The sequence below is a fragment of the Streptomyces sp. NPDC002643 genome (assembly GCF_053592555.1).
In genome coordinates this window covers 56,367-83,112 of sequence record NZ_JBSFVY010000010.1, presented here as the reverse complement: position 1 = coordinate 83,112, position 26,746 = coordinate 56,367, and the positions used below count along the sequence as shown (strand labels likewise).

Annotated in this window: 25 protein-coding genes and 1 pseudogene; 15 read left to right on the top strand and 11 right to left on the bottom strand. The window is 70.7% G+C overall.

What is annotated here, in order from left to right:
* Positions 1-100 precede the first annotated feature (100 nt).
* Positions 101-1,009: a class I SAM-dependent methyltransferase gene (locus tag ACWD4G_RS17130; protein ID WP_451294063.1), complete on the bottom strand. Its 909-nt coding sequence runs from the start codon at positions 1,007-1,009 to the stop codon at positions 101-103.
* A 329-nt stretch (positions 1,010-1,338) separates the two neighbouring features.
* Between ACWD4G_RS17130 and rpsA the strand changes: the two genes are divergently transcribed.
* The 4 genes from rpsA (at position 1,339) to ACWD4G_RS17110 (ending at position 5,223) form a co-directional block, all read left to right on the top strand.
* The gene (gene rpsA, locus ACWD4G_RS17125; RefSeq protein WP_093504378.1) at positions 1,339-2,835 is read left to right on the top strand and encodes a 30S ribosomal protein S1; all 1,497 of its coding nucleotides are present in this window, start codon (positions 1,339-1,341) and stop codon (positions 2,833-2,835) included.
* 252 nt (positions 2,836-3,087) lie between these two features.
* The gene (locus ACWD4G_RS17120) at positions 3,088-4,026 is read left to right on the top strand and encodes a PAC2 family protein (RefSeq protein ID WP_451294061.1); all 939 of its coding nucleotides are present in this window, start codon (positions 3,088-3,090) and stop codon (positions 4,024-4,026) included.
* A 131-nt stretch (positions 4,027-4,157) separates the two neighbouring features.
* Positions 4,158-4,796 carry a dephospho-CoA kinase gene (gene coaE, locus ACWD4G_RS17115; protein WP_451294059.1) on the top strand — a complete coding sequence of 213 codons (639 nt, stop codon included), beginning with the start codon at positions 4,158-4,160 and terminating at the stop codon, positions 4,794-4,796.
* A gap of 49 nt (positions 4,797-4,845) precedes the next feature.
* Entirely contained in the window at positions 4,846-5,223 is a 378-nt protein-coding gene (locus ACWD4G_RS17110) for a tetratricopeptide repeat protein (RefSeq protein ID WP_451294058.1), read from the top strand.
* A gap of 16 nt (positions 5,224-5,239) precedes the next feature.
* Here the strand turns inward: ACWD4G_RS17110 and ACWD4G_RS17105 are convergent, their stop codons facing one another.
* Entirely contained in the window at positions 5,240-5,506 is a 267-nt protein-coding gene (locus ACWD4G_RS17105; RefSeq protein WP_451294056.1) for a DUF6343 family protein, read from the bottom strand.
* 177 nt (positions 5,507-5,683) lie between these two features.
* Here ACWD4G_RS17105 and ACWD4G_RS17100 point away from each other — a divergent pair, with 177 nt between their 5' ends.
* From ACWD4G_RS17100 to ACWD4G_RS17085, 4 genes are all read left to right on the top strand, one after another.
* A complete protein-coding gene (locus tag ACWD4G_RS17100; RefSeq protein ID WP_451294054.1) occupies positions 5,684-6,718 on the top strand; it encodes an acyltransferase domain-containing protein in 1,035 nt (344 codons plus the stop codon).
* 37 nt (positions 6,719-6,755) lie between these two features.
* On the top strand, positions 6,756-7,448 hold the full coding sequence (locus ACWD4G_RS17095) for a class I SAM-dependent methyltransferase (RefSeq protein ID WP_451294052.1): 693 nt from the start codon (positions 6,756-6,758) through the stop codon (positions 7,446-7,448).
* A 139-nt stretch (positions 7,449-7,587) separates the two neighbouring features.
* Positions 7,588-8,118, top strand: a complete 531-nt coding sequence (gene cpt, locus ACWD4G_RS17090; RefSeq protein ID WP_451294408.1) for a chloramphenicol phosphotransferase CPT — start codon at positions 7,588-7,590, stop codon at positions 8,116-8,118.
* A 180-nt stretch (positions 8,119-8,298) separates the two neighbouring features.
* Positions 8,299-8,829, top strand: coding sequence for a DoxX family protein (locus ACWD4G_RS17085; RefSeq protein WP_451294050.1), 531 nt, complete (start codon positions 8,299-8,301; stop codon positions 8,827-8,829).
* A 167-nt stretch (positions 8,830-8,996) separates the two neighbouring features.
* Here ACWD4G_RS17085 and ACWD4G_RS17080 read toward each other — a convergent pair whose 3' ends face one another.
* On the bottom strand, positions 8,997-9,518 hold the full coding sequence (locus ACWD4G_RS17080) for an RNA-binding S4 domain-containing protein (protein WP_451294048.1): 522 nt from the start codon (positions 9,516-9,518) through the stop codon (positions 8,997-8,999).
* A 105-nt stretch (positions 9,519-9,623) separates the two neighbouring features.
* On the opposite strand from ACWD4G_RS17080, the gene ACWD4G_RS17075 reads away from it, so the two are divergent.
* Both ACWD4G_RS17075 and pip read left to right on the top strand, forming a co-directional pair.
* Positions 9,624-10,358, top strand: a complete 735-nt coding sequence (locus ACWD4G_RS17075; RefSeq protein WP_451294406.1) for a uracil-DNA glycosylase — start codon at positions 9,624-9,626, stop codon at positions 10,356-10,358.
* 89 nt (positions 10,359-10,447) lie between these two features.
* Positions 10,448-11,422, top strand: coding sequence for a prolyl aminopeptidase (gene pip, locus ACWD4G_RS17070; RefSeq protein ID WP_451294046.1), 975 nt, complete (start codon positions 10,448-10,450; stop codon positions 11,420-11,422).
* Positions 11,423-11,473: 51 nt separating this feature from the next.
* Here the strand turns inward: pip and ACWD4G_RS17065 are convergent, their stop codons facing one another.
* The gene (locus ACWD4G_RS17065; RefSeq protein WP_451294044.1) at positions 11,474-12,946 is read right to left on the bottom strand and encodes a LamG domain-containing protein; all 1,473 of its coding nucleotides are present in this window, start codon (positions 12,944-12,946) and stop codon (positions 11,474-11,476) included.
* Positions 12,947-13,135: 189 nt separating this feature from the next.
* Complete coding sequence (locus ACWD4G_RS17060) at positions 13,136-13,837, bottom strand: GntR family transcriptional regulator (RefSeq protein WP_451294042.1); 702 nt, start codon at positions 13,835-13,837, stop codon at positions 13,136-13,138.
* A gap of 188 nt (positions 13,838-14,025) precedes the next feature.
* Here ACWD4G_RS17060 and ACWD4G_RS17055 point away from each other — a divergent pair.
* A pseudogene (locus tag ACWD4G_RS17055) lies at positions 14,026-14,250 on the top strand (aspartate/glutamate racemase family protein); the annotation flags it as partial.
* Between the two features lie 129 nt (positions 14,251-14,379).
* On the opposite strand, the gene ACWD4G_RS17050 reads toward ACWD4G_RS17055, so the two are convergent.
* The 3 genes from ACWD4G_RS17050 to ACWD4G_RS17040 all read right to left on the bottom strand — a co-directional run bounded on the left by ACWD4G_RS17050 (position 14,380) and on the right by ACWD4G_RS17040 (position 17,073).
* Complete coding sequence (locus tag ACWD4G_RS17050) at positions 14,380-15,423, bottom strand: GNAT family N-acetyltransferase (protein WP_451294040.1); 1,044 nt, start codon at positions 15,421-15,423, stop codon at positions 14,380-14,382.
* 65 nt (positions 15,424-15,488) lie between these two features.
* Complete coding sequence (locus ACWD4G_RS17045) at positions 15,489-16,220, bottom strand: hypothetical protein (protein ID WP_451294038.1); 732 nt, start codon at positions 16,218-16,220, stop codon at positions 15,489-15,491.
* Between the two features lie 88 nt (positions 16,221-16,308).
* Complete coding sequence (locus ACWD4G_RS17040; protein WP_451294036.1) at positions 16,309-17,073, bottom strand: SDR family NAD(P)-dependent oxidoreductase; 765 nt, start codon at positions 17,071-17,073, stop codon at positions 16,309-16,311.
* Between the two features lie 415 nt (positions 17,074-17,488).
* Between ACWD4G_RS17040 and ACWD4G_RS17035 the strand changes: the two genes are divergently transcribed.
* From ACWD4G_RS17035 to ACWD4G_RS17025, 3 genes are all read left to right on the top strand, one after another.
* Entirely contained in the window at positions 17,489-19,489 is a 2,001-nt protein-coding gene (locus ACWD4G_RS17035; protein WP_451294034.1) for an FUSC family protein, read from the top strand.
* 129 nt (positions 19,490-19,618) lie between these two features.
* A complete protein-coding gene (locus ACWD4G_RS17030) occupies positions 19,619-21,040 on the top strand; it encodes an amidohydrolase (RefSeq protein WP_451294032.1) in 1,422 nt (473 codons plus the stop codon).
* A 172-nt stretch (positions 21,041-21,212) separates the two neighbouring features.
* Entirely contained in the window at positions 21,213-21,398 is a 186-nt protein-coding gene (locus ACWD4G_RS17025; RefSeq protein ID WP_451294030.1) for a hypothetical protein, read from the top strand.
* Here ACWD4G_RS17025 and ACWD4G_RS17020 read toward each other — a convergent pair.
* The 3 genes from ACWD4G_RS17020 to ACWD4G_RS17010 form a co-directional block, all read right to left on the bottom strand.
* On the bottom strand, positions 21,395-23,278 hold the full coding sequence (locus ACWD4G_RS17020) for an ABC transporter ATP-binding protein (RefSeq protein ID WP_451294404.1): 1,884 nt from the start codon (positions 23,276-23,278) through the stop codon (positions 21,395-21,397). The two genes, ACWD4G_RS17025 and ACWD4G_RS17020, sit on opposite strands and share 4 nt — an antisense overlap.
* Positions 23,279-24,032: 754 nt before the next feature.
* Entirely contained in the window at positions 24,033-24,464 is a 432-nt protein-coding gene (locus ACWD4G_RS17015; RefSeq protein ID WP_451294028.1) for a hypothetical protein, read from the bottom strand.
* A gap of 50 nt (positions 24,465-24,514) precedes the next feature.
* A complete protein-coding gene (locus ACWD4G_RS17010) occupies positions 24,515-25,345 on the bottom strand; it encodes an ATP-binding protein (RefSeq protein ID WP_451294026.1) in 831 nt (276 codons plus the stop codon).
* Positions 25,346-25,796: 451 nt separating this feature from the next.
* Between ACWD4G_RS17010 and ACWD4G_RS17005 the strand changes: the two genes are divergently transcribed.
* A complete protein-coding gene (locus tag ACWD4G_RS17005) occupies positions 25,797-26,657 on the top strand; it encodes a helix-turn-helix domain-containing protein (protein ID WP_451294024.1) in 861 nt (286 codons plus the stop codon).
* Positions 26,658-26,746: the final 89 nt, after the last annotated feature.

Below are 26,746 nucleotides of genomic sequence, written 5' to 3'. Positions count from 1 at the left end.
CCCCACGCGCGCGTGCCCCCGGTAAGGACGCCTTCCACCCGAGCGTGGCCCTCGTGCAGGCACCCTCCACGCGCGCGTCGCCTCGGCCCGAGCCCTCCGCTCAGTCTCGTTCGCACACGAAGATCGCCGTCCCCGGGATCACGCTGCCACGCAGCGGGGACCAGCCGCCCCACTCGGAGCTGTTCCACTCGGGCCACTCCGGCTCGACCAGGTCGACCAGACGGAAACCGGCGGCCACCACGTCACGCACCCGGTCGCCGACCGTCCTGTGGTGCTCCACGTACACCGCGCGCCCCTCGTCGTCCTGCTCGACGTAGGGGGTCCGGTCGAAGTACGAGGCGGCGACCGACAGACCCTCGGGGCCGGGCTCGTCGGGGAACGCCCAGCGGATCGGGTGCGTCACCGAGAAGACGAAACGGCCACCGGGACGCAGCACACGGCGCACCTCACGGAGCACCCGCACGGGGTCCGCGACGAACGGCAGCGCCCCGTACGCCGAGCACGCCAGATCGAACGACGCGTCCCCGAAGGGGAGCTCGCCCGCGTCGGCGCACACCAGGGGGAACTCCCCGCCGATCCGCAGTGCGTGCTGGAGCTGGCGGTGGGAGAGATCCAGGGCGACCGGACGGGCACCCTGGGCGGCCAGCCAGCGCGCGCACTGCGCGGCGCCGGCACCGATCTCCAGGACGTCCTTGCCCTTCAGCTCCTCGACCGGCCCCAGCAGCTCCGCCTCGACCTCGTCGAGCCCCTCGGGGCACCACACGAAGCGGTCGTCACCCAGGAACGTGCCGTGTTCGATCTGGTACTCGTCCGCGTTGCGGTCCCACCAGCCCCGGTTGGCCCGGACGCTCTCCGCGACCCCGGCCGCGCGCCGGGTGGCCTCGGGCTCGGCGTCCGGCACGGAACCGGCGGTCCCGTGGACCTCGTGGACATCGCGCTCTTGGATGATCGGCTCCCTCGTCGTACTCTTCCGTAACCTGCGAGAGGCGGCCCGCCCCGGCGCTGTCACGGAAGAGGTGTCTCAGGCCTGCGTGGCCTCATGGGACAGGTTTTGTGCCGGGTATGCGGCGTTCCGCCCCGGGTGTGCGCCTTCGCGCATTGACCCTGCCTGGCTGCCCCCGTATGCTACAAGTTGCGCTGCGGGCCTGCGCACCTCAGACGTAGCAGGCTGCGCTCGCATCTGTTGTATGTCCCCTCGGTTGTCGAGGCGTCATTGGAATGTCCTGGTGATCTTCCTGGTGTGGCGCTTCCTTGGCTGTCCGGCTTCTTCAGAGCGATACGGGCTCCCGGCGTAGCAGTACCTACGACTTCAATGTCCGTACCGGAGCCCTTTCCCACATGACGAGCAGCACCGAGACCACCGCCACCACCCCGCAGGTAGCGGTCAACGACATCGGTAACGAGGAAGCCTTCCTCGCCGCGATCGACGAGACGATCAAGTACTTCAACGACGGCGACATCGTCGACGGCGTCATCGTGAAGGTCGACCGGGACGAGGTCCTGCTCGACATCGGTTACAAGACCGAAGGTGTCATCCCGAGCCGCGAGCTCTCGATCAAGCACGACGTCGACCCCAACGAGGTCGTCGCCGTGGGTGACGAGATCGAGGCCCTCGTTCTCCAGAAGGAGGACAAGGAAGGCCGCCTGATCCTCTCGAAGAAGCGCGCCCAGTACGAGCGTGCCTGGGGCACCATCGAGAAGATCAAGGAAGAGGACGGCATCGTCACCGGTACCGTCATCGAGGTCGTCAAGGGTGGTCTCATCCTCGACATCGGCCTCCGCGGCTTCCTCCCGGCCTCTCTTGTCGAGATGCGCCGTGTCCGCGACCTCCAGCCCTACGTGGGCAAGGAGCTCGAGGCGAAGATCATCGAGCTGGACAAGAACCGCAACAACGTGGTCCTGTCCCGCCGTGCCTGGCTGGAGCAGACCCAGTCCGAGGTCCGCCAGACGTTCCTCACGACCCTCCAGAAGGGTCAGGTCCGTTCCGGTGTGGTCTCCTCGATCGTCAACTTCGGTGCCTTCGTGGACCTGGGTGGCGTCGACGGTCTGGTCCACGTCTCCGAGCTGTCCTGGAAGCACATCGACCACCCCTCCGAGGTCGTCGAGGTCGGCCAGGAGGTCACGGTCGAGGTCCTCGACGTCGACATGGACCGCGAGCGTGTCTCCCTGTCGCTGAAGGCGACCCAGGAAGACCCGTGGCAGCAGTTCGCCCGCACCCACCAGATCGGCCAGGTCGTGCCCGGCAAGGTCACGAAGCTGGTTCCGTTCGGTGCGTTCGTCCGCGTGGACGAGGGCATCGAGGGTCTGGTCCACATCTCCGAGCTGGCCGAGCGCCACGTGGAGATCCCGGAGCAGGTCGTCCAGGTCAACGACGAGATCTTCGTCAAGGTCATCGACATCGACCTGGAGCGTCGCCGGATCTCGCTGTCCCTGAAGCAGGCCAACGAGTCCTTCGGTGCCGACCCGGCGTCGGTCGAGTTCGACCCGACCCTGTACGGCATGGCCGCGTCCTACGACGACCAGGGCAACTACATCTACCCCGAGGGCTTCGACCCCGAGACCAACGACTGGCTCGAGGGCTACGAGAAGCAGCGCGAGGAGTGGGAGCGCCAGTACGCCGAGGCGCAGCAGCGCTTCGAGCAGCACCAGCAGCAGGTCATCAAGAGCCGCGAGGCCGACGCTGCCGCCGCTGCCGAGGGTGGCGACGCCGCGGGTGCGGCTCCGGCCGCGGGTGGCGGTTCGTACTCCTCCGAGGGCGCTGACACCTCCGGTGCGCTGGCCTCGGACGAGGCGCTCGCCGCCCTGCGCGAGAAGCTCGCCGGCGGCCAGAGCTGAACGCTCACCGCTGAGGGTTAGCCGATAGCGCCGAGGGCCCGCATCCATCAACGGATGCGGGCCCTTGATGCGTTGTGCCTTCGAACCCCCCACTCACCCCACGGCATCACGGCGACCGATCTTGACCGGTTTCTACAACTTCGGTGCCACGGCTGACTCTTATGTGTCGCGTTCCATTCCTGGGACGTTCTTCGGGAATGCCGGGCCGTTCTGCCGCGTTGGGAAGTACGAACACGAGGAGGAGCGGTCACAGTGCTTGATCCGCAGGGTTTGTACGCATGGGAGCCGAAGGGCCTGGCTGTCGTCGACATGGCCCTCGCCCAGGAGTCGGCGGGGCTCGTCATGCTCTACCACTTCGACGGATACATCGACGCGGGAGAGACGGGCGACCAGATCGTCGAACGGCTGCTCGGCTCGTTGCCGCACCAGGTCGTCGCCCGCTTCGACCACGACCGGCTGGTGGACTACCGCGCACGGCGCCCACTGCTGACGTTCAAGCGCGACCACTGGACCGACTACGAGGAACCGAGCCTGGAGGTGCGCCTCGTCCAGGACGCCACCGGTGCGCCCTTCCTGCTGCTGTCGGGCCCCGAGCCGGACGTGGAGTGGGAGCGCTTCGCCGCCGCCGTACGGCAGATCGTCGAGCGCCTCGGCGTACGCCTCTCGGTGAACTTCCACGGCATCCCCATGGGCGTCCCGCACACCCGCCCGGTCGGCCTCACCCCGCACGGCAACCGCGCCGACCTGGTCCCCGGCCACCGCAGCCCCTTCGAGGAGGCCCAGGTGCCCGGCAGCGCCGAGGCCCTCCTCGAATACCGGCTCACTCAGGCCGGCCACGACGTCCTGGGCGTCGCCGCGCACGTCCCGCACTACATCGCCCGCTCCCCGTACCCGGACGCCGCGCTGACCGTCCTGGAGGCCGTCACGGCGGCCACCGGCCTGGTGCTGCCCGGCGTCGCGCACGCCCTGCGCACGGAGGCCCACCGCACGCAGACGGAGATCGACCGGCAGATCCGCGAGGGTGACGACGAACTGGTCGCCCTCGTGCAGGGGCTTGAGCACCAGTACGACGCCGCCGCGGGCGCCGAGACCCGGGGCAATATGCTCGCCGAGCCCGTCGAGATCCCGTCCGCCGACGAGATCGGCCGTGAGTTCGAGAAGTTCCTGGCGGAGCGGGAGGGCGACGGCTGATCGGATAGCCTGAGAAGGCCGCGCACCGCCTGTCCCCGCCGCCGCGGGGGTGGTCCGGTGGGTCTGACCGGCGGCATCGGAGCCGGTATGACGTCCCCGCCGAGCGGGGTCTCGGAGGTGGAGGCGCGGCCATGCTGTCTGTAGGCCTGACCGGTGGCATCGGCGCCGGCAAGAGCGAGGTGTCGCGGCTGCTCGTGGAGTGCGGCGCCGTGCTGATCGACGCGGACCGGATCGCCCGCGAGGTCGTCGAACCCGGCACACCCGGGCTCGCGGCCGTCGTCAAGGCATTCGGCGAGGACGTCCTCACACCGGATGGCGCGCTGGACCGTCCCGAACTGGGCTCCATCGTCTTCGCGGACCCGGCGAAACTCGCCACGCTCAACGCCATCGTGCACCCTTTGGTCGGCGCCCGCTCCAGAGAGTTGGAGGACGCCGCCGCCCCGGACGCCGTCGTCGTCCACGACGTCCCGCTCCTCACCGAGAACGGCCTGGCCCCGTTGTACGACGTCGTGGTCGTCGTCGACGCCGCCCCCGAGACCCAGCTCGACCGTCTCGTACGCCTGCGCGGGATGACTCAGGAGGACGCACGCGCGCGTATGGCGGCCCAGGCGACACGTGAGAAGCGGCTGGAGATCGCCGACATCGTCATCGACAACGACGTACCCCTGGAGGATCTCCGGCGGCGAGTGCAGGACGTGTGGGCGCAGCTCCTGCGCAGAGCACAGGAGTCACAGGAGCCGCGAACGGCATCCGAACACTCACAGGAATAGCGGGCCTTCAGCGGGCGTTGAACGGGCCCAGCGAGGGAAGGACTCAGCCGTGCCCGAGACCAGCGGTTCCACCGGACGTACGCCGGAGACGCATGTCATCGACTTCCGCGCCGCCGAGCAGCTGCTCGCCGCGAGGGACCCGCGCGGCGCGGTGAAGCTGCTCGACCGAGTCATCGCCGACCACCCCGAGAACACGGCCGCCCGGTTGCTGCGCGCCCGAGCCTTCTTCGCGGCGGCCCAACTGCGACCCGCCGAGCTGGAGTTCACGATCGTGCTGGAGCGCGAGCCGGACAACGCCTTCGCCCACTTCGCCCTCGCCCGCACCTACGAGCGCCAGGCCCGCCCGGAGCAGGCCAAACGCCACTTCCGTCTCGCCGCCGCCCTCGATCCGAACCCGGAGTATCTGCAGGCGGCGCGGTTCGAGTGAGGGGCGCGGCCGGCCGCTACGGGTAGCGGTGCCCCGGCGGTTGGTACGGGGGGATGTCGCGGCCCGGCTGGTAGTGCGGGCCCTGGCGGATGTGGCGCAGGACCATCGTCAGGTCGACCGTGGCGACCAGCCACAGCACCCCGCACACGATCGCCCAGCCGGGACGGCCGACCAGGGCGAAGGCCACCGTGCCGAAGATCGCCCAGATCACACCCCAGGCGCTCAGCCAGAGCCGCATGCGCAGGGGACTGCGTGCTGTCGTCGGTTCACTGCCGGTACGCATCGGGATCGCCGCTCCTCGGCGGGCAACAGGGCCATCGCCCAGTGGGATCGTGATCACTGCCCGTGATCGCTCTGCCCCTTCCGGTCACCCTTTCGGTGCAACTCGTCCTACTCGGAAACGTACTCCTCGCCCCGGGCGTTCTCCAGAAGACGGCGTGGAGGGACGGGGGAGGCGACGGTGCTGCTGGATGCGCTGAGGGCGGACGAGAGGCTCGCGGAGTGGCTCAAGGAACTCGAAGAGGAGGGCGAGAGCGCGCCGGAGGCGGAGGCGAGGCTTCCGGCCGCCGATGAGCTGCCCGAGGTCCTGCTGGACCTGGCCGTGCCCTACGAGGACGTCAACGACCTGGTCGCGCTGCGCCGCGCGCTGGTGGACGACGAGGGGGCGACACGGCTCCTCGGACGTTGTGTCGCCGGCCTCGTACGGGACATGGGGAAGATCGGCAAGGGGTTGAGACTCCCGCCGTTCCCACGGGAATCGGGGCCGCTGGGCCGCTACTTCCCTGTGTACGTCTTCGTGGCCGCCCTGCCGTATGTGCGCGCGTACCACCGGGAGCGCGGTGTCCCCGACGACATCTCCCGGCGGACCCTCGCGGACCTCGGCCGCGGTCTGGTGCTGCACCGCCGTCGTTACGGGGTGGGTGGGCTGCTGGCGCCGACCTGGTTCTCGCTGCACTTCCACGGGGAGTTGTTCCAGCTCGGGCGGTTGCAGTTCCAGCGGGCACGGGTGAGTGGGCGCGAGGGGGTCGCGCTCGCGGCGGCCGGCCTCGCGGCACGGCCCGGGGAGCTCTGCCTGGACCTGCACATACCCGACTACGCGGGCCCCCTGACAGCGCAGGCGTGCGACGGGTCGCTGGCGCTGGCGCGGGAGTTCTTCCCGCGCCACTTCCCGGAGGAGCGTTATGCGGCGGCCTGCTGTCACTCCTGGCTCCTCGACCCGCAGTTGAAGCGGTATCTGCCGATCGACTCCAACATCGTGCGCTTCCAGGAGCGGTTCCGGATCGCGTGCGGCAGCGGCGAACCGGCGGACGAGCTGCCCGTCCGCTTCGTGTTCGGCGACCCGGACCTGCCGGTCGAGACCTTGCCGCGCCGGACGAACCTCGAACGGGCCGTCGTGGACCATCTGCGGTCGGGTGGGCATTGGTACTGCGGACACGGGTGGTTCCCCTGGCTCACGGGCCGGCCGTTCACATTCACTCCATCGAGTGAAGGATGAGTGGAACGGCCCGATGGTGCCCGGCCGTTGGACGGATATGAGCATTCAGATGCGTGAGGGATACGAGGGGACCGGACCCGGCGCGATCACCCCGGACGGCTGCGCGGTCGAGCTGTACTCGCGGCTGCCGCTGAGGGGCGAGCCGGAGGTGATCGCGAGCGTCGCACCCGCGGGAGCGCGCATTCTCGAACTGGGCTGCGGCGTGGGGCGGATGACGCATCCGCTGATCGAGAGAGGGTTCACTGTCACAGCGGTGGACGAGTCGGCGGAGATGCTGGAGAGAGTGCGCGGGACCCGCACGATACACAGCGCGATCGAAGGGTTAGACCTAAGCGAGAAGTTCGACGTGGTGATGCTGGCGTCGTTCCTCGTCCACACCGGCGACGTCGAGGTCCGACGAGGCATGCTCGCCACCTGTCTGCGGCATGTCGCGGACGACGGCTTCATCCTCATCCAACGGGAAGGCGAGGACTACCACAGCGATCTTCCCCGGGAGCGGGTCGATCCCCGAGGCTTCACCACCCGCATAGTCTCCAGCGAACCGATCGGTGACGGGGTCCACTCGGTCCACGCCGAGTATCTCTTCCCCGACGGTGAGTGGACCCAGACGTTTCGCTCCCGCCCGATGACCAAGGAGCAGTTCGAGGAGGCGCTGGGGGAGGCCGGGCTGAGGGTGGATCGCTATCTGACGGAGGACCGGATCTGGGTGAAGGTGCTGCCGGTGGGATGAGGAGGGGCCTGGGGGCGGAAAGGCCGAGGTGAGGAGGGGCGTGTGAGGTCCGGGAAGTAGCCGGGCGGCGGTTGGGTCGTGAGGGCCTGGGAGAAAGCCGTTTGGGGCCTGGTCGCGGTGCCCTTAGCGTGGCCGCGTGATGACTCAGGTGATCGTTCTCAACGGTGGCTCCAGCTCGGGGAAGTCCGCGATCGTGCGGTGTCTGCAGGCCGTTCTACCGGAGCCATGGCTGGCGCTCGGCACGGACACCCTGGTTGACGCGATGCCGGCGTCCATGCGGACGGTGGACGGCGGAATCGAGTTCGCGGCGGACGGAGAGGTGACCGTCGGAGCGGAGTTCCGAGCACTGGAGGCGGCGTGGATCGAAGGAGTCGCCGCGATGGCCCGTGCCGGTGCCCGGGTCATCGTCGACGAGGTCTTCCTCGGCGGACCGCGGTCGCAGAAGCGGTGGCAGACCGCTCTGGGTGAACTGGGGGTGCTGTGGGTCGGCGTCAGATGCGACGCGCAGGTGGCCGCCGGTCGTGAGGTCGCCCGGGGCGATCGGACCGTCGGGATGGCCGCGTCCCAGGCGGAGTCGGTCCACCAGGGCGTGACCTATGACCTGGAGGTGGACACCGTGCGTGCCGAGTCGATCGAGTGCGCACGGACCATCGCCGCCCATGTCAGGTGATCGCCGGGCTTGCTGAGGGCCGGGTTGCTGACGGCCGGTGCGCTGATGGCCGGGCCCAGTGATCGTCGGCTTCCTCGGGAAGAATTTTGGGCGGGCACCGATGAGTTCGGTGGGGTGTCCGGGTCTACCTCTGTGACAGCAACGGGCAGCCGTACGGCGCCACTTCACAGAGGAGACCTCATGTCCGAGACCACCGCTTCCGCCGGCCGAGTCGTCAGCACCGCCACCACCGGCACCGCCGCCACCGCCGCCACCGCCGCTTCGGCCTCCTCGTCCGCCTCGACTTCTCGGTCCTCCGTCGCCGACGGCGCCGGGCTCAGCAGGCGGGCGCGGATCTCGGTGGGCGCGTTGCAGATCGTGCTCGCGCTTTTCTACGCGGTCGCGAGTGCGCTGCCCAAGCTGATGGCGCATCCGTCGGCGGCCGAGTCGTTCGAGACGCTGGGCTGGGGCAGCGCGGGGATGTACATCATCGGCGCGCTCGAACTGGCCGGGGCGATCGGGCTGGTGATCCCCTCGCTGGCCTCGGTCGCGGCGGTGTCGTTGAGCGCGCTGATGGTGGGGGCGTTCATCACGCAGCTCGCCGTCTTCGACGGGGAGTACGCGGCGACCCCGCTGATCCTGACAGTGCCGCTGGTCGTGATCGCGTGGGCACGGCGGAAGGATGTGGCCGGGCTCGCGCGGTGGGCGCGATGGGTGCGACGGGAGGCATGAGCGGGCCGACCGGGTGGCGTCGCCGGAGACGGGATCGTCGCCGGGGGTGTGCTCGGGGTGGTGATGATCGCGCGTGGCGCGGTGGCGGAGGCAGGACCGAGGGGCTTCCCGGTGTGGCCGTAGTGGCCGGGGAGCCCCCAGGCCCCGCCTCCGCGCCGCGTGGCAGGCTAGGAGCCGCTCGGTCCGCCGAAGTCGCCGGGGGTTCCAGGGCCTGCCATGCCGCGCAGGCGTTCCAGTTCTCGGCGGTCGCGCTTGGTGGGGCGGCCGGTGCCCCGGTCGCGGATGCCGATCAGGGCCGTGGCCTCGCGGGGCGGGGGCGGCGGAGAGTTGTCGACATAGCACTCGGCGGCGACGGGGGCACCGACACGCTTGCGGATCAGGCGCTTGACCACGACGATCCGCTCGTGACCCCCGGCCTGGCGGAGCCGGACCTCGTCGCCGACGCGTACCGCGTAGGCGGGCTTGACGCGTTCGCCGTTGACGCGGACGTGTCCGCCCCGGCAGGCGGTGGCACCCATCGAGCGGGTCTTGACCAGGCGGACCGACCAGATCCAGCTGTCGATGCGCACGGTCTCGCCGCTCGTGGGGCCCGCGGCCTCGGCTGCGGCGATCGCCGCGCCCCGGTCCCGGTTCTTGGCGCCCGGGTCGCTCGTCCGCTCACCCGCATCTTCAGAACCTTCAGAAGCCATGCCTCGACCTTAGCTCCCCGGCGGCCTCCGGAGCGGCGATCACGAGGGTCGTACCGTGGAGACATGGGCGGTGGTGCAGGCGGCGACGGCCGGGGCGGCGGTGCCATGGGCGACGGCGGTGGTGGCGGCGCCTCCGGCAACGGTGGCCTCGGTGGACTGGCCGCGCTCGATGCCCGGATCACCGGGTGCCGAGCCTGTCCACGGCTGGTCGAGTGGCGGGAGGAGGTGGCCCGGACCAAGCGGGCCGCGTTCGCCGACCAGGAGTACTGGGGGCGACCGGTGCCGGGCTTCGGACCGGCCGACGCGGCGCTGCTGATCGTCGGGCTCGCCCCCGCCGCGCACGGGGCGAACCGCACCGGGCGGATGTTCACCGGCGACCGCTCCGGCGACGTTCTGTACGCGGCGCTGCACGAGGTGGGCCTCGCCTCGCGGGGCACGGTGGTCGGGATCGACGACGGACTCGAACTGTACGGCGTACGGATCACCTCGCCCGTCCACTGCGCGCCGCCCGCCAACAAGCCGACCCCGGAGGAACGCGACACCTGCCGCCCCTGGCTGGTCAGCGAGCTGGAGCTGTTGCGGCCGTCGCTGCGGGCCGTGCTGGTGCTCGGTGCCTTCGGCTGGCAGGCCACGCTGCCCGCGCTCGCCGAGGCCGGCTGGAACGTGCCCCGGCCGCGTCCCCCCTTCGGCCACGGCACCCACGTACCGCTCGACGGCCTCGACCTCTTCGGCTGCTTCCACGTCAGCCAGCGCAACACCTTCACCGGACGGCTGACCCCCGCCATGCTCCGCGACACCCTGCGTACGGCGGCCGGGGCGGCGGGGCTGAGCGTCAGGTAGTGAGCAAGCGCGAGGACTTCGTCATGATGGTCGGGGACCGGTGGAAAAAGCGGGTGCCGGGCGGGTTGGGCGGCGGTTAGGGTCGCGCAATGCCTGTGTATCGCGAGATCGAACCGTATGACCATGGCCTGCTCGATGTCGGTGACGGCAACCGGGTGTACTGGGAGGTCTGCGGTAATCCGCGGGGCAAGCCGGCCGTGGTGCTGCACGGTGGGCCGGGGTCCAGGGCGAACGCCTGGTTCCGGCGGCTCTTCGATCCCGAGGTGTATCGGATCGTGCTGCTCGACCAGCGGGGATGCGGGCGTTCGACGCCATCGGCGGCCGTGTACGAGACCGATATGAGTGTCAACACGACGGCCCACCTCATCGCCGATCTGGAGCTGCTGCGACGGCACTTGGGGATCGAGCGGTGGCTGGTGTGGGGCGTGTCGTGGGGGTCGGTGCTCGGGCTGCGGTATGCCCAGACGCATCCGGGGGCCGTGTCCGAGCTGGTGCTGACCGGGGTCGCCTCCGGTTCCGATGCCGAAGTGGCCCTGCTGACCAGGGGACTCGGACAGCTCTTCCCGGAGGCGTTCGAGCGGTTCCTTGCCGAGGTGCCCGAGGGGGAGCGGGACGGGAACCTCGCGGCGGCGTACAACCGGCTGCTCGAATCGCCCGATCCGGAGGTGCGGGCGCGGGTGGCGCGCGCCTGGACCGACTGGGAGACGGCCGTCGCGGCACAGCCGCCGCGTTCCGTGCCGCGCTACGAGGACCCCGTCTTCCGCTACTCGTTCGCCCGTACGGTCACCCACTACTGGGGCAACGGCCACTTCCTCGACCAGGGTGACGAGGACGCGATCGTGCTGCGCGAGGCCCATCTGCTCGACGGCATCCCGGGCACCCTCGTCCAGGGCAGCCTCGACCCCGGCAACTTCCTCGGCATCGTCTGGCGCCTCCACCACGCCTGGCCCGGCAGCGAGTTGGTCCTCATCGACGATGTGGGACACAACGCGGGTGCGCCGGACATGGCGCAGGCGCTGGTGGCGGCGACGGACAAGTACGCCAAGGACTGGGCGCCCGAGTAGACCCGGGGCCCGGGCCCACCGGGTCGGCCGGGTCGGCCGAGGGGTTCGGGGTCAGACCACGCGGGCCGCCGCGATGGGGCGTTCGGCGACCGTGTGGTCCTCCGACGCGCCGTAGGAGCTCCAGCGGTAGCGGGAGAACGCGCCGGTCGTGTCCGAGGCGTAGAACATCATGTGGCCGATGCCCACACCACGGAAGCTCGCACCGGCGACGCCGCTGACCATGCGGGTGTCGGGGTGGGCGGTGGCGCTGGGCTGGCCGTAAACGCCGTGCGGGGCGGACGTCATGTCGATGACCTCGATGGCGTACTGGGTCTCCCCGCTCCTCACCCCGGTTCCCGTGTAGACGCCCTTGACCTGGCGGACCAGCACGATGTGGCCGGTGTTGTCGGGGTCGCTGCCGTTGTAGTCGACGGCGATCAGGTCGCCCGGCAGCAGATCGGTGACCCTGCGGATCGGCTGGAAGTGCGGGCCGCCGGTGCCGTCCGTGAAGGCCTTGCGGTAGTCGGCGGCCTCCGGGATGCCGTCCTGGAAGTACTGCCGGAAGTACTCCGCGCCGGCCCAGCCGTAGGTGTGCCTCAGCACCCAGGTGACGAAGGAGGAACAGCGGGCCTTCGCGATCCAGCTGGTCAGGTCGTCCGGGGTGCCCCAGGTGACCGTCGACGAGGCTCCGACCAGGTACTGGTTGTTCTCACGGGCCGTACGGCTGCTGATGATCGAGATCTCGTCGGCACCGAGGGCGCGGCCGCACGCCCGTACGTCGTCGATCGCGCCCTTGAAGCGGTTGACCGGGGCGCCGTCCCACTTGGCCCGGCCTATGTTGAAGCCCTCGGGGGAGGCCCAGGAGAGGGTGGTGGCCGCGCTTCCGTGGGGTTCGCCGTTCACGTAGAGAAGGATCTGCGTGCCGTCCCACACTCCGGTCAGATGGGTCCAGACTCCGAGCTCGGCGGGGGTGGTGGCGAGGGCCGAGACCTTGGTGCTCTGGTCCTCGCTGCGGACCTTGAACGCCCAGGTGCGGGGCTCGGGGTCGTACTGGAGGAGGAAGCGGCTGGCGTTCGTGCCGTCCTGGCTGACCGCCGTGTACATGTTGGCCAGGTCGGCGGGCGAGGTGCCGTCCGCCAGGCGTACCCAGGCCGAGACCGTGAACGGGGCCGTGGTGTCGAGGACCGAGGACGTCGCGGCGTACGAGGTGGACGTGCCCTCGAAGGTGAGTTCGCCGCCGGCGCGCAGGGTGGTCCAGGAGGTGTCGGAGCCGAGGGTGACGGGGCGGTCGTGGCCGGAGCGGTCGGCGTTCGTGCCGTCCAGGGGCCAGTGGCCGAGGAGACCGCCGGGCAGATAGCCGGAGGCGAGGAGGCGTTGGTAGTGCACCATGCGGTCGGCCTCCGCCAGATGCGGTGCCGTGACCGGTGTGAACGGAGTGTTGAGCGGCGCGTCGGCCGCCGCCGTGCCCGCGCTCTGCGCCACTGCCGTGAGCGCGCCCACGCCCACGAACGCCGCTCCGCCCAACAGCCCACGTCTGCTGACCATGTTCGCTTCCCCCACTGCCGAGATGAATGTCTGAGTCGGACGTCCTGAGTCTGGTGCTCTGAGTCGGATGCTCTGAGTCGGATGTCCTGAACGCCAACTCGTCGGTAGATCCTTGCGAGTTGGCGGAGTCGGCAGAGTGTAGACAGTGGGGGCTCAGGGGCCCAGGGGTTTTCGGGGGCACGCCCGTCCTCAGGGGCTGTCCGCTTCGGTGTCGTCGCCGAACAGATGGCGGACCGTGGAGCGGTAGTTGGTGCGGATATGGGTCAGGGCGTGTGCCCGGGCGCGGGCCGGGTCGCCGGAGGCGATCGCCTCGTACAGCTCGCGGTGTTCGGCGAGGAGTTGGGGCCACTCGGTGTTGCGGCGGGTGAGCCAGCGCAGTCGGCCGTCGACCGGCTCCATGACGGAGATCAGCAGGCTGTTGCCGGCCATGGCGAGGACCCGGTCGTGGAAGCGGGTGTTGATGTCGGTGATCGACTCGGCGTCGCCCGCCTCGGTCGCGCTCGCCGCCTCGTCGAGCAGGGCCGACAGCTCCGCCAGGGACTCCGGGGTGGCGCGGGCGGCGGCGAGTCCGGCGGCGTACACCTCCAACGCCTCGCGCAGCTCGAAGAGTTCCGTGACGTCGGCCGGGGTGAGCCGGCGGACGACCGTGCGGCGCGGGGTCTCGAAGAGGACGAAGCCCTCGGCGACCAGCGCGCGGATCGCCTCGCGCACCGGAACGCGGGAGACCCGGAAACGCTCGGCCAGCTCGCGTTCGACCAGCCGGTCCCCGGGGCGGAGGCGGCCCTCGATGATGTCCTGCCTCAGTGTCCCGAGGACGCGCTCGCGCACCGCGCCGAGGGGCTCGATCCTCGCCGGTTCGATCTTCGCTCCTTCCGGAGCCAGGGAACTCATGGGGCAATCTTCGCCGAAGCCGGGGGGCTTTTACGTGCCGTTAACAACGGTGATATCGGTCGAAACTGGTGACGGGAGGAGCATGGCGGAAGTTTGGTATACCAAATGGCTCTGAGATCCCGCACGAGTGCCGGACATGTCCCCACCGCCCGTCCTCGCCCTCGTCTCCTCTCGCTCATGGAGGCCATGTGTCCCTCGCCGACAGCGCCGAAGCCGCCGGCGCACAAGCGTTCGTGCGGGTTGTGGAGGAGCAGGTGGGGGTGCCGGTGGTGGACGGGGTGGGAGCGGCGGTCAAGCTGGCGGAGGGGTTGGTTGCGCTGGGGTTGAGGACCAGCCGGGTGGGAGGTTACGCGAAGCCGTTGGCGAAGAGGCGGGGGTGGGGACGGCCGGGGGCAAGTGGGGGATTGCTGTAGGTGAGGTGAGGTGAGGTGAGGTGAGAGGGGAGGGGAGGGGAGGCGGGCGGCGGGTGCGGGGACGGGGGGTCCCCCCGTGCCGACCGGGACAAGCCCCGCCTTGCCTTTCGAACCTTGCATGTCGCACCGTCACACGCCGAGTCGTGTGAGTGAGGAGGCGTCGGCATACGGGCTCTCCACCCGCCAGCCGTTCTCACGGGCCACGCGCTCGAACACTCCGATCTTGTAGGCGAGCCCCTCCGGCTCACCGATGTCGCACCATCGATCGGCCCGGGCCGCTTCCTCGTCGCCCCGCACCAGCGGCCGTCCCCGTACGGCGAGGTGCAGCGCCAGCGTCGACCGGGCGTACAGGCGTACGGCGTCGCGTCGGTCCGGCATCTTCCGGTACCGCTCGGTCTCCCGCAGGCGCAGTCGCCCGCTGTGGCCGCCGGCGACGAGGAGCGGAACCATCGGCGTCGCCGCACCGGTCGTCAACGCCGCACCGCCGCGACCCGCCGGGTCCCGGAGGTCCGCTGAGGACCCCGGCCAGGGCTCCGACGAGGGCTGCGACGAGGGCTGCGACGAGGACTCCGGCGAGTCGGCCACGAGGAACGTCAACTCCTCCTCGTCCGCCCTGACTTCGTACCGGGGCAGATACGACAGCCGGGCCAGCCCGAGGGCATGCTTCCACGAGGTGACCCACAGCCGCCGGCCGAGGTAGTAGCGGACGGACGCCTGCCAGGTCCAGTGGGCGTCGAGGCGGAACCCGTGCAGCCCCTCGGCGCGACATGCCTCGTACACCGTGTCCAGCGTGAGCGAGGCGAGCCCCCGTCGCCGGGCGACGGGATGGACGTAGAGGGACGAGACGCGCAGCGCGCCTCCGCCCATGGCCCAGGTGTCGACGGCGATGGTCCCCGCGGGTTCGTGCCCGCCGCCAGGTGTTCGAATCCAGTACCTCCTTCGAAACTCGTCGTCGCGCGTGTGCTCGCGCTCGGATACGCCCAGTCGGAGCCGCAGCCTCCTCTCGCTGGGTACCGTCAGCGAATCCGCGTCGACACAGGTGCCGAGGGCGCCCTCGGCGAGCGAGGCGAGGTCCCACAGTCCGAACCGACGCCCTTCGCCGAAGGCGACCGGGCACAGCAGGGGAGAGGCCGCCAGACGTTCGTGGACCCGTAGGACTTGATCGTCTTTCATGGCCCGGAGCGTAGGGGCGCTCCCACCTCAACCACCTTGCTCAGTCAGGGATTTCACGGCGCACTTCACCGAGGAGGTGGACCAAGTCCCTGCTCATGCGCTCGCCTTTCGCACTCCTGTTCAAGGTCGGGGTACGCCTCCGCGATGGCCGCGCAGATCCGCCGCCGCACCAGCGCGAGGGCCTCCGTGCGACCGGAGCCCCGTCCGAGACCGGGCAGCCCGTCGAGGAGCCGGTCGTAATGGCTCATCCGGTGAAGGAGATAGTCGACCTTCCAGGGGGCGAGTGAGGAACGATCGGCAGGGGCGGCGGAAGAACTGTCCGGTGGGGTGCCGAGAGGGCTGTTCCAAGGGCCTCCCGGCGGGTGATCGCCCCTGCTCTCGCTGCTTCCGGGGTCACCGGCCCTGTGCTCGTTCCACTCCATCTCCCTGCGCGCCCGGTGTTCGACCGCTCGCAGGGCCAACCTGCCCGTATCCAGGCGGGGTACCTCGATCGGTTCGCTCCTGATCCGCTCCATCACCTCCTCCCTCCGCCGCCGCACCGCGGCCCGTACGGCCTCCGAGCGCCGTGCCGAGGAATCCGCCACTGCCCGGAAGCCCTCACTCCGCTCAGCTGCCTCGACCCGTTCCATCCGGTACAGCCGCATGTGGGGCGCGTCCCTGAACCGCGGATTCACGCTGAGCCGGTCGGGCGCGCCGAGCAATCGCCGCACCATCCCACCGGTCCAACCGCGCACCCGCAGTCCCGCCAGCGACACATATCGCCGGCCGCTCTCCTCGTAGCTCTGGCGGTCACCCATGCCGTCTCCCCCCGTAGCACTCCATCCGTCACTCTCTGTGACGGATGATTCATTGATAGCGCGTGCCACTGACAATCGGCCGGGGGCGTCAGTGGTCGGGGGCGTCGGGGTTCAGGACGGTGGTCGGGGCCTGGCCGGCGAGGATGCCGCCGTCCAGGACGAACTCGGCGCCCGTCGAGAAGGTGGCGTCGGTGATGATGAAGAGCGCCATGCGGGCGACTTCCTCTGGCTCGCCGAAGCGGGGCAGGGGCTGCCCCCTGGTGTAGGAGTCGTCGAAGCCGGCCGTCATCGGGGTACGGATGGCGCCGGGGTGGACGGAACAGACGCGGACCCCGTCGGGAGCCAGTTCCAGGGCGGCGACCTTGGTCAGCCCGCGCAGTCCCCATTTGCTCGCCGCGTAGGCCCCGATGCCCGCGTAGGCGGTCAGTCCCGCGAGGGAGGAGATGTTCACGATGACACCTCCACCGGCCCTGCGGAGCGAGGGCGTCACCGCGCGCATGCCCAGCCAGGGTCCTTGGAGGTTGACGTCGATGACGCGGCGGAAGGAGTCGAGACTTTGCTCTTCCATGGGGCCCCATGCGGAGATTCCGGCGTTGTTCACCAGTACCGAGACCGGGCCCAGGTCCCGTTCCACCTGGTCGATCGCCTGTCGCCAGCTGTCCTCGTCGCCGACGTCCAGACGCAGATGGTGGGCCCGGCCGCCGAGTTCGGCCGCCAGGTCGGCACCCTCCTTGTCACGGATGTCGGCGATGACCACGGTGGCGCCCTCGGACACCAGAAGGCGCACCACCGCAGAGCCGATCCCGCCCGCTCCACCGGTGACGATCGCCACCCGATCGTCGATACGCCTCATGCGTCCCATGTGTCCCATCACGACCTCCTGACCCCGACGTCGACGAAGTCCCCGCCACCAGCATCGGCCGCCACAGGGCGACATGCCTCCCCATGCCTCCCGATGGGCCGGGGGCGCACGTCCGTGAAGTCCCCGCCCCGTAAGCGGGAGGCGTGGCTGCGCTGTCACCGAGGACCCATCTGGCATTGCGTTCATAAAGAACATGGTGTTCCCACGTATCGTCACGTCGCGGTAATGCGGGCGTTTCACATCCGTCCGGCCCGGGCCCTACGGTGGGCAGTGCAAGCAGCTGTACCGCCAACGCCCCGGCCGCCGTCGTCCGAAGGCTCGTGTTCGCCTCGATCGACGAAGGAGCTTCGTGTCGCGCCCCGCCCTACCGTCCGTCCTCCCGCCCTGGCTCGGACATGCTCTGCGTATGCAAAGGGGGCCTGTTCCCTGGAACGCGGTGCTGCGTGGGGCGTTGGCGGCGGGGCCGTTGTTGGCCGTGGCCTTGGCGTTCGGGCGGGCCTCCGTCGGGGTCGTCGCCGCGCTCGGGGCCATGCTCGCCGGGATCAACGACCGGCCCGGGAGCCGGCGGGTCTCGGTCAAGCGGCTCGGCGTACCCGCGCTCGCGGGAGCCCTGGGGCTGCTCGTCGGAACGTACGCCGGGCAGTACACGGGGACTTACACCGGCCACGCCCTCGGCGCCGCCGTGCTCACCCTGCTCCTCACCCTCCTCGGCGTCATCGGCGGAGGCCTGAGCGCGGTCGGGCCCGTGGCCTCCGGCGCGGGCACCCAACTGCTCGTCGCCGCCGCCATCGGCGCCGGGATGCCGTTGCCCGAGACGGGATGGCAGCGGGCGCTCGCCTATCTCGCCGGCGCCGGGTGGCTGCTCGCGCTGCGGCTCGTCCTGCCGACTCCCCAAGGCCTCACCGGCGGCGACTACCGGTTCGACGGCGAACGGGTCGCCGTCGCCGCCGTCTACGACGCCGTCGCCGTACTGCTGGACGCCGTCGGCACCCCCGACGCCACCGCCCGCCGCGCCGCGCTGACCGCCGCCCTCGACCACGCCCAGGACGCGCTCACCGGTCCCCGGCTGCGGCGGTACGCCGGCTCCTCGGCCGAGCGGCGGCTGCACGCCCAGTACGCCGCCGCCCTGCCGCTCGCCGAGGCCGCCACCGCGCTCGCCTGGGCCGGGGACACCGTCGTCGGCCGCGCCTCCGAAGGGCCCCGCCGCCTCGCCGCCGCCGTACGCGGCAACACCGCCACCGGCCCGCTGCCCGCCCCTTCTCGCTCGGCGCCCGCCCTGCGCGCCCTCGACGATGCCCTGCTGCACGCCGCCGAGGCCTTCGACCGGGGCGGCGACCACCACGACCTTCACACCCGGCGCCGTACCGCCCGATCGCTCGTACGACTCGCCCTCGGGGTCGGCGGACGCGAGTACGCGCTCCGGGTCGCGCTCTCCCTCGGGGTCGCCGCCGCCGTGGCGCAGGTGCTGCACCACGAGCACTGGTACTGGCTGCCCGCGACCGCCGTCTTCCTCGTCAAGCCCGATCTCGGGCCGCTCGTGTCCCGTGTGCTGTGCCGGGCCGCCGGGACCGTGCTCGGAGCCGTGGTCTTCGCCGGGTTCGCCGCCGTACTGCCCCGGCCCGAGGGGCTGGTCGCGCTGGTCGCGGTCAGCGGTGCGCTCATCCCCGTCGCCACGCGGCACTTCGCCGCCCAGACCGCCGTCGTCACCGTTCTCGTCCTCGCCCTCGTCATGGTCGGCGGCGAACCCCAGGCGTCCTGGAGCCGTATCGGCGAGACCCTGCTGGCCTGCGCCATCGTCCTCGTCGTCGGCCATCTGCCGATGCCGAAGGGGCAGCGGGCCGGTGGAGTACGCGCCCGGCTCACCGAGGCCGGAACGGCCGCCCACGCCTACCTGGCCCATGTACTGAACGAGTCGCGGGAGGTGCCGGGGAGGGGTGAGGTGTCCGAGAGGGGTGGTGTACTTGGGCCGGGCGGCGGCGTACCCGGGCCCAGTGGCGTGTTCGCGTTCGACGGGGCGTCCGTGGTGAACGGCGTGTCCGTCTCCACCGGTGCCGCACTCCCCGGTGAGCCCGACGACCGCGCCGCCCGCTGGGCCCTGCGCCGCGAGGCCTACCGCACGCTCTCCGAGGCCCGTACCGCCATCGCCCACGCCGGTGCCGAGCTGCCCGCCCTGGCCCGGCACAGCAAGGGCACCGACGAGGTCGCGGCCATCCTCGAACGACTTGTCGACACGACGACGGCAGGCGCCGTCCATCTCGACGACACCGGTCGCCTCACCCGCCACCACACCGACCGGCTCGCCGCCCTCCTCGACGAACTCGCCCACCACCAACGGCACGCGGGCATCAGCCTCCCGGACGCACCGGACGCGACGGACGTCCTGCGGGCGCCGGGCCGCACGGCGTGAGTCCGGCGAAGCCGGTGAGCCCCCGAGCCCAGTCGCGCACCTGAGCCTGGCGGCGCCCCCGGCCCCGGCCGCCCCGCGAAACGCCCGGTTCGGGTCCCCACCGGTCCGCCATCGTCATACCGTGACCGCATGACGCCGCCACCGTCCCCGAACACCCCTACGACACCCCCCTCCCCATCCTCCCCTTCCTCTCCCGCCCCCGCCGATCTCGTCATCACCGGCTGCACCGCTCTCGTCCATGACGAGCACGAGGGCATCGGATTCGTCGAGGACGCGGCGATCGTCGTACGGGAGGGGGTGATCGAGAGCATCGGGCCCGCGTCGGAGACGGCCGTCGTCGAGACGGTGGAACGGATCGACGGGCGGGGGCAGGTGGCGATGCCAGGGCTGATCAACTGTCATACGCACTCGCCGATGGTCGCGTTGCGCGGGATCGCCGAGGATCTGCCGGCCGAGGCGTGGTTCAACGACGTCATCTGGCCCGTCGAGTCCAATCTGACCGCGAGGGACGTGGCGTTGGGGGCCCGGCTGGCCTGCGCGGAGATGATCCGGGGCGGGGTGACGTGCTTCGCCGACCACTACTTCTCCATGGACTCGGTCGCCGATGTCGTCGCCGAGTGCGGGATGCGGGCGCATCTCGGGGAGGCGTTCTTCTCCTCGCTGGGCGCCGAAGGGCGGGAGAAGTCCCTGGAGTTCGCGCTACGGCACCGGGGCGCGGCCGGCGGTCGTATCACCACCGCGCTCGCCCCGCACGCCCCCTACACCGTCGACGACGCCGACCTCGCCGCCACCGCCGAACTGGCCCGGGAACACGGCCTCCCCGTCCATCTGCACGCCTCCGAGAGTCGCGACCAGACCGACAACAGCCTGGCCCGGCACGGCGTCACGCCCATCGAGGTACTGGAACGCACGGGCCTGCTCGGTGTCGAGGCGGGTGTGCTGATCGCGCACGGCACCGGAATCGTCGAGCGGGACCTGCCCGTCCTTGAGCGGGCGACGGGGCCGGTGGCCGTGGCGACCTCGCCGCGCGGTTACCTCAAGTTCGCCTGGCCCACCACCCCGGTGCGCGCCCTGCGCGGGATCGGCGTCCCGGTCGGGCTCGCCACGGACGGGGCCGCCTCCAACAACTCCCTCGACGTATGGGAGGCCATGGCCCTCACCGCCCTCGTACAGAAGTCCACCGAAGGTGACCCCCGCTGGCTGACCGCGCGCCAGGCCCTGCACCACGCCACGCTGCAGAGCGCACGCGCCGTGGGACTGGGGGAGCGCATCGGCAGTCTCGCGCCGGGTCGTCGCGCCGACCTCGTCCTCGTCGACCTCACCGGACCGCACACCCAGCCGGTCCACGACCTCGCGGCCACCCTCGTACACAGCGCGCGCTCCTCCGACGTACGCACCACGATCGTCGAAGGCCGGGTCCTCATGCGCGACCGCGAGCTGCTCACCGTCGACGTGACGGCCACCGTGCGGGAACTGGAGGAGAGGCTGGCCGCGCTCACCGACCGCAGCCACGGCGGTCGTATCCAGGACTACGACAAGCCACCGGAGTAGCACGTGACGTCACCGGAACGTGTGGTTTCCGAGAGGTATCTCACGGTCCGCGGTTGACCGAGTGTCAACTATGTCTCAGTCCCGTCACTTCGCGATCCGTTAACCCTATGGTCGGCGTTTAACTCTATGAGTCGCAGCGACTCACGAGTACGGCGCGACATGGAGGTGCAAGGTGAACGGGCGAATGGTGCTGGGGCGCTTTCCCGCCGGTGGGCCGCGCGGCTCTTGGCCGGCGGAGGAGTTCGCACACGCGGCCCGACTGGAGGGGCAGCAGGCCGAGGTCGTCATGGACATCGCCACCGACTCGTTCCTGGTGATCGTGCGCGGCACGGACGCGCCCACAGCCACCTCGGTCTAGCCCGCCATCTCGGTACGGGTCCCACCGCGCGGCGACGGCACCTTCGCCGCGAACTGCTCGGCCTGGAGCGAGTACAGCTCCGCGTACACGCCGCCGGAGGCCAACAGCTCCTCCGGAGTGCCGGACTCCACCAGGCGGCCCTGGTCGAGTACGTGGACGAGGTCGGCGTGACGGACCGAGGCCAGCCGGTGGGTGATCAGGACCACTGTCTGACCGGTGCCCGCCAGCGCGCGGATCTTCTCGAAGACCTCCAGCTCGGCCCGGGCGTCCAGGGCGGCCGTCGGCTCGTCCACGATGAGGATGCGCCCCCGCCGGTATGCCGCCCGCGCGATCCCGAGCCGCTGCCACTGACCGCCCGACAGCTCGTGCCCGCCGCTGAAACCCCTGGCCAGCAGGGTGTCGAGGCCGCGCGGCAGATCGGCGACGACATCCTGCGCCCCCGCGTCCGCGACCGACGCGGTGATCCGCTCGTCCGTCAGCGGCGCCGAGGGGCGGCCGATCGCCATGTTGACGCGGGCGGTGAACGGCCACCGCTTGAAGTCCTGCGCGACCATCGCGATGCGCTCGGCCAGCTCGTGCCGGTCGGCGCTCGCCGTGTCCACGCCGTCCCACATGATCTTGCCCTGGTCGGGGGTGTAGAGCCCCGCGAGCAGCTTGACCAGGGTGGTTTTCCCCGAACCGTTCTCGCCGACCAGGGCCACGATCTTGCCCAGCGGCACGGTCAGGGTGACGTCGTCCAGCGCGGGCCGGGCGGACTTGCCCGGGTAGGCGAAGGAGACGTTCTCCACGCGGATCTCGCGCGGGTCCTCGGGCAGCGCCTCGCCGCCCACCGGGATCGCGCGCTTGGCGGCCTCCACGTACAGGCGCTGCATGTCGCCCACGAACAGCGCCTCCTCATGGAGGGAGTTCACCTCCAGGACGAGCGTGTCGAGGCTGGACGAGCCGGTGCGGATCGCGATGACCGCCGTACCCGCCACCGACAGCGCCATCGCCCCGCCGAGCAGCAGTCCGCCCAGCGTCGCGTACGTCGCCACGGTCGCGAGCCCCGTCCACAGGGCCGCGTACAGCCCCGTACGCGCCGCCAGCCGGGCCAACCGCGCCTGCTCGGCCTCCGCCGTCTCCGACATCGAACGGAAGTGCCGCAACAGAAACGGCCCCACCCCGTGCACCCGGATCTCGGGCGCCGCCTCCGGCTCGATGAGGAGCGAACTGATCAGATAACCGGCCCGCGCATGCTGCACCCAGGCATGGAAGGACTCGTACCGCCGACGGGCGATGGTCAGAGAACTCCAGGCGCTCGGCAGCGTCATCGTCACGAGCAGCGGGAGCAGCGCGGGATGCAGCACGGTCAGTACGCCGGCCGCCGCGATGAGCGAGATCAGCGCGTTCACGACACGTGCCGAGTAGGTGATCATGCGCCGGGCCGACTGGGCGCCGTACTTCGCGGTGTCCAGCAGCTTGTGGAAGCCGTCGTCCTCGATCGCCGACAGCTCCACGCTCGCCGCCCGCTCCAGATACAGCTCGGTCGCGACCCGTTCCACCTTGGGTTCCAGCCGGCCGGTCGCATACGTCGACGCGGCTCGTAACAGCGTGGCGCCCAGTGCCACGGCGGCGACGGCGACCAGCGCCGGTACGGCACCGCGCAACCGCTCCTGAACCGTTTCGTCCGCCATCAGCCGGGCCAGGATCGAGTTCACCGCGAGCAGGCTCACGGCCTGGGCGAGACCACGGCCGGTCTCGGCGGCGAGCACGGTCCGGGCCGCCCGCCGGTCCGCCTGCCACGCCAGGCGGAAACTCGACGCCAGCAGCGACGGCAGCCGCCGGACCATCGCCCGGAAGTTCAGTTCGAGAAACGCGTTCGCGTGCTGTGACCACCCCATGTCGTACCTGAGCGGACCGCCGAACAACAGCGACTCCGACTCGGACGTCTCCGGCTTGCCCCTCTCACGTGCCTCAGGCACCCGCGCCCTCCCGTTCCGTCGGACGCCCACTATCCCGGCCCACCCCACCCCCGACCAGAGCGCGCACCCCAACACGCCCCCACCCACCCGCAGCACACGGGGCGCGCGGGGGTATGGGGGAGCGCGGAGGGGCGCTGGGGTTCACGAGGGTGAAAGCGAAGGGGACGTGAGAGTCCCTGGGGTGGGGGCGCGCAGAGGCAAAAGGAAGCGCGGGGACGCGCTGAGGCGGGGGAGGGGCGGAATGTAGCTGGGGGCGCGCGGGAGAGGCGCTGGGGTTGGGGTCGGCGGAAGCAAGGGGGACGCGGGAAGGCTCTGAGGTCGGGAATGGGCGGAAGTATGGGGGAGTGCGGAGGCAAGAGGAAGCGTGGGGAGACGCTGGGGTTGGGGTGGGCGGAAGTAAGGGGGGCGCGGGGAGGTGCTGGGGCCGGGGGTGCGGAGGTAAGGGGGAGCGTCGAGAGGCGCCGAGGTTGGGGCGCGTGGAGGTAAGAGTGGGCGTGGCGGGGCGCTGATGCCGGGGCCGGGTCTCTGAAGGGCCGCAGGCCCCTTCAGGGGCGCGGGGCTGTTACATCAGCGGCTCCGCCGCGGGGCGCGACAAGCCACAACGCAGCCGCAGCCGCGCAATCACCACGGCCCCACATCGGTAGGCGCCCACAGCACCCCAGCCCACAGCCCCCTACGAGATTCCGGCTCCCCCAGCGGAGCGCTTACGCCGAGACCACACAGGCGTAGTCCCCGTCACCCGGCACAACGCCAGATACAGCGGTATCGGCGGCGTATAAGGAATCGCCCCCTCCGGCCGAAGGATCAGCCCGGGAACGGCCGAACCGTCGGAGACAACCGCCCCGGCGGCATACCTGGCCGGCGCCGGCCACTCCAGCGCGTAATCGGAATCGGCCGGCACGAGCCACCACCAGTGCACCCGATCCGAGTACACACACCCCACCCGGGGCAACCGGGGCAGCACCAGCGGCCCGATCCCGGCCGGAACGGCGACCGCGTCGCAGCCCATGGGCGCGGTCATGCCCTCGGGCAGAGGAAGCGGACGAGGTACGGCGGCCCGCCGTCGCGCGCGATGCAGCCGCGTCAGCGTGTCGAGGCTCACCACGCGGCCCACTCTCCCCCCACCGGGGCCCTGAGCGGGACCGACCGGCGCGCTCACACCCGCCCCCAGCCCCGACTCCACTCGTCCGGAGAACCCCCCAGGGCCCCCGCTCGTCCCCACTCGCCCTCGGCCCGGGCCGCCTCGGAGTCCTGACGACGTCCGGACTCCCCCCGGTCCTCCGCAGGCGGCTTCTTCGCCCCCCAGCCCAAATCGGAACGGGCCCCCGCGTCCGAAACGGAGACCGGGGACCTGTACGCGTACATGGCCTTGGCTGAACCGGAACCGGAACCGGAAGCGGAACCGGAACCGGAACCCGAACCGGAAGCGGCATCGGATGCAGAGCCGGACCCGGGCCCGGGAACGAAGCCGGACGCGGGACCGGAGCCGGGAACGAAGCCGGAACCCGCATCGCACCCAGCGGACCCAGACCCAGACCCGGACACAGCCCCGGACCCGGACCCGGAATCGGAGTCGGTGTCGGTGTCGTAATCGAAGCCGACACCGAAGCCGGCGCCGAGGTCGGCGTCGCACTCGGCGCCCGCGAAGCGCTCCGCGCCCGCAGCCGTACGCGGCAGATCCGCCCACACCAGCAGCCCGAGCCCGGCCGGTTGCGCCCCCCAGGAGCGGCACAGGGACTCTATGAGGAGCAGCCCCCTGCCGTGTTCCTCTTCGGGCCGCTGCGGTGAGGGGTGCGGCTCGCCCGGAGCGCAGCCCTCGTCCCGTACGGCTATCCGGACCAGTTCGTCGCCGTCGTGCAGTTCGCAGACGATCTGGGAGCTGGCGGTGTGCACGATCGCGTTGGTCACCAGCTCGGAGACGACCAGGGCGGCCGTGTCGCAGGTGTCCTCGCAGTGGGACCAGCCGGAGAGCTGGGTCCGCGTCACGCGCCTGGCCTGTGCCACGGCACCCGGGTGCGCGGTCAGCTCGAATCGAAACCGGCGCTCGGCGGTTGTCTCGGGGCGCGCGCCCCCGGCGGCCGGTCCGAGACCGACACGGTCTCCGGCGGCGTCTGTTCCTAAGGGCGCAGGGGGCGGAATCACGTTTGCCACTATCGCCTCGCCGCGAACACTTGGCAAGTGTCACTCTGAAAATTGCAGAGTGCTGTGTGACTCTCTGAACGGTCGTGGCACACTGCACGCAACAGCACGTTTAGCGGCGCCAGTTGGAAATCCCTCGCAGAACGTTCGTATGTACGCACAGTGTTCAGACGCATGCGCTGGACGTATGTGAGGCGGGTACGGACAGAGGTTCCGAAGGGCGCCGTCGGGCTGTGGGGACCGGATATGTCGAAATGTGTCGGGCTTTCGGGGCCCGGCGCTCGGATGGAGGTACGAGGTGAGCGAGCCGCGGTCCGCGCCCACGGTCGGCCAGGTCGTGCTCGGGCGGCGTCTGCTGGATCTGCGCGAGAGCGCCGGCATCCGGCGTGAGGAGGCCGCGCGCATCCTCCATGTCGCCCCCGCCACCGTCCGCCGCATGGAGACCGCCGAGGTCGCCCTCAAGATCCCGTACCTCCAGCTCCTGCTGAAGGCGTACGGCGTCGGTGACGAGGAGGCCGAGGCGTTCGTCCGGCTCGCCGAGGACGCCAACAAACCCGGCTGGTGGCAGCGCTACCACGACATCCTGCCGGGCTGGTTCTCCATGTACGTCAGCCTGGAGGGGGCCGCGAGCCTCGTCCGCGCCTACGACCCGCACTTCGTCCCCGGGCTGCTGCAGACCGAGGAGTACACGCGGGGCGTCATGGTCTCGGGTGCCATCGGCCAGACCAGACCCGACGACATCGACCGCCATGTCGCCCTGCGCATGAGACGCCAGGAACTGCTCACCCGGGAGGGAGCACCCCGGCTGTGGTTCGTGATGGACGAGACCGCGCTGCGCCGCCCCGTGGGGCCGCCGGAGGTCATGCGCGCCCAGCTCGACCGACTGCTGGAGGCCATGGAGCTGCCGCATGTGACGCTGCAGGTCACGACGTTCGACACAGGACCGCACCCGGGCACGTACGGGCCGTTCGTCCTGTTCCGTTTCGCCATGCCGGAGCTTCCGGACATGGTCTACAGCGAGTACCTGACCGGCGCCGTCTATCTGGACGACCGTTCCGAGGTGGCGACCCACCTGGAGGTCATGGACCGCATGGCGGCGCAGGCCGCCACAGCACAACGCACGAAGGAGATCCTCCGGGATCTCCGCAAGGAGCTCTGAAGACACCAAATGGATCTCATCAACCTCAAGTCGCAGTCGCGCGCACACGCGCAGTCGCACCCGCACGCCCAGGCTCACGCCCACACCCA

Excerpts from the sequence above, each read along its gene's own strand:
- ACWD4G_RS17030 (WP_451294032.1), top strand. The coding sequence starts at position 19,619 with ATGACGCCGCCACCGTCCCCGAACACCCCTACGACACCCCCCTCCCCA.
- ACWD4G_RS17040 (WP_451294036.1), bottom strand. The coding sequence starts at position 17,073 with ATGAGGCGTATCGACGATCGGGTGGCGATCGTCACCGGTGGAGCGGGC.
- coaE (WP_451294059.1), top strand. The coding sequence starts at position 4,158 with ATGCTGTCTGTAGGCCTGACCGGTGGCATCGGCGCCGGCAAGAGCGAG.
- rpsA (WP_093504378.1), top strand. The coding sequence starts at position 1,339 with ATGACGAGCAGCACCGAGACCACCGCCACCACCCCGCAGGTAGCGGTC.
- ACWD4G_RS17050 (WP_451294040.1), bottom strand. The coding sequence starts at position 15,423 with ATGAAAGACGATCAAGTCCTACGGGTCCACGAACGTCTGGCGGCCTCT.
- ACWD4G_RS17105 (WP_451294056.1), bottom strand. The coding sequence starts at position 5,506 with ATGCGTACCGGCAGTGAACCGACGACAGCACGCAGTCCCCTGCGCATG.
- cpt (WP_451294408.1), top strand. The coding sequence starts at position 7,588 with ATGACTCAGGTGATCGTTCTCAACGGTGGCTCCAGCTCGGGGAAGTCC.
- ACWD4G_RS17075 (WP_451294406.1), top strand. The coding sequence starts at position 9,624 with ATGGGCGACGGCGGTGGTGGCGGCGCCTCCGGCAACGGTGGCCTCGGT.
- ACWD4G_RS17035 (WP_451294034.1), top strand. The coding sequence starts at position 17,489 with ATGCAAAGGGGGCCTGTTCCCTGGAACGCGGTGCTGCGTGGGGCGTTG.
- ACWD4G_RS17045 (WP_451294038.1), bottom strand. The coding sequence starts at position 16,220 with ATGGGTGACCGCCAGAGCTACGAGGAGAGCGGCCGGCGATATGTGTCG.
- ACWD4G_RS17085 (WP_451294050.1), top strand. The coding sequence starts at position 8,299 with ATGTCCGAGACCACCGCTTCCGCCGGCCGAGTCGTCAGCACCGCCACC.
- pip (WP_451294046.1), top strand. The coding sequence starts at position 10,448 with ATGCCTGTGTATCGCGAGATCGAACCGTATGACCATGGCCTGCTCGAT.
- ACWD4G_RS17020 (WP_451294404.1), bottom strand. The coding sequence starts at position 23,278 with ATGGGGTGGTCACAGCACGCGAACGCGTTTCTCGAACTGAACTTCCGG.
- ACWD4G_RS17060 (WP_451294042.1), bottom strand. The coding sequence starts at position 13,837 with ATGAGTTCCCTGGCTCCGGAAGGAGCGAAGATCGAACCGGCGAGGATC.
- ACWD4G_RS17065 (WP_451294044.1), bottom strand. The coding sequence starts at position 12,946 with ATGGTCAGCAGACGTGGGCTGTTGGGCGGAGCGGCGTTCGTGGGCGTG.
- ACWD4G_RS17080 (WP_451294048.1), bottom strand. The coding sequence starts at position 9,518 with ATGGCTTCTGAAGGTTCTGAAGATGCGGGTGAGCGGACGAGCGACCCG.
- ACWD4G_RS17095 (WP_451294052.1), top strand. The coding sequence starts at position 6,756 with ATGAGCATTCAGATGCGTGAGGGATACGAGGGGACCGGACCCGGCGCG.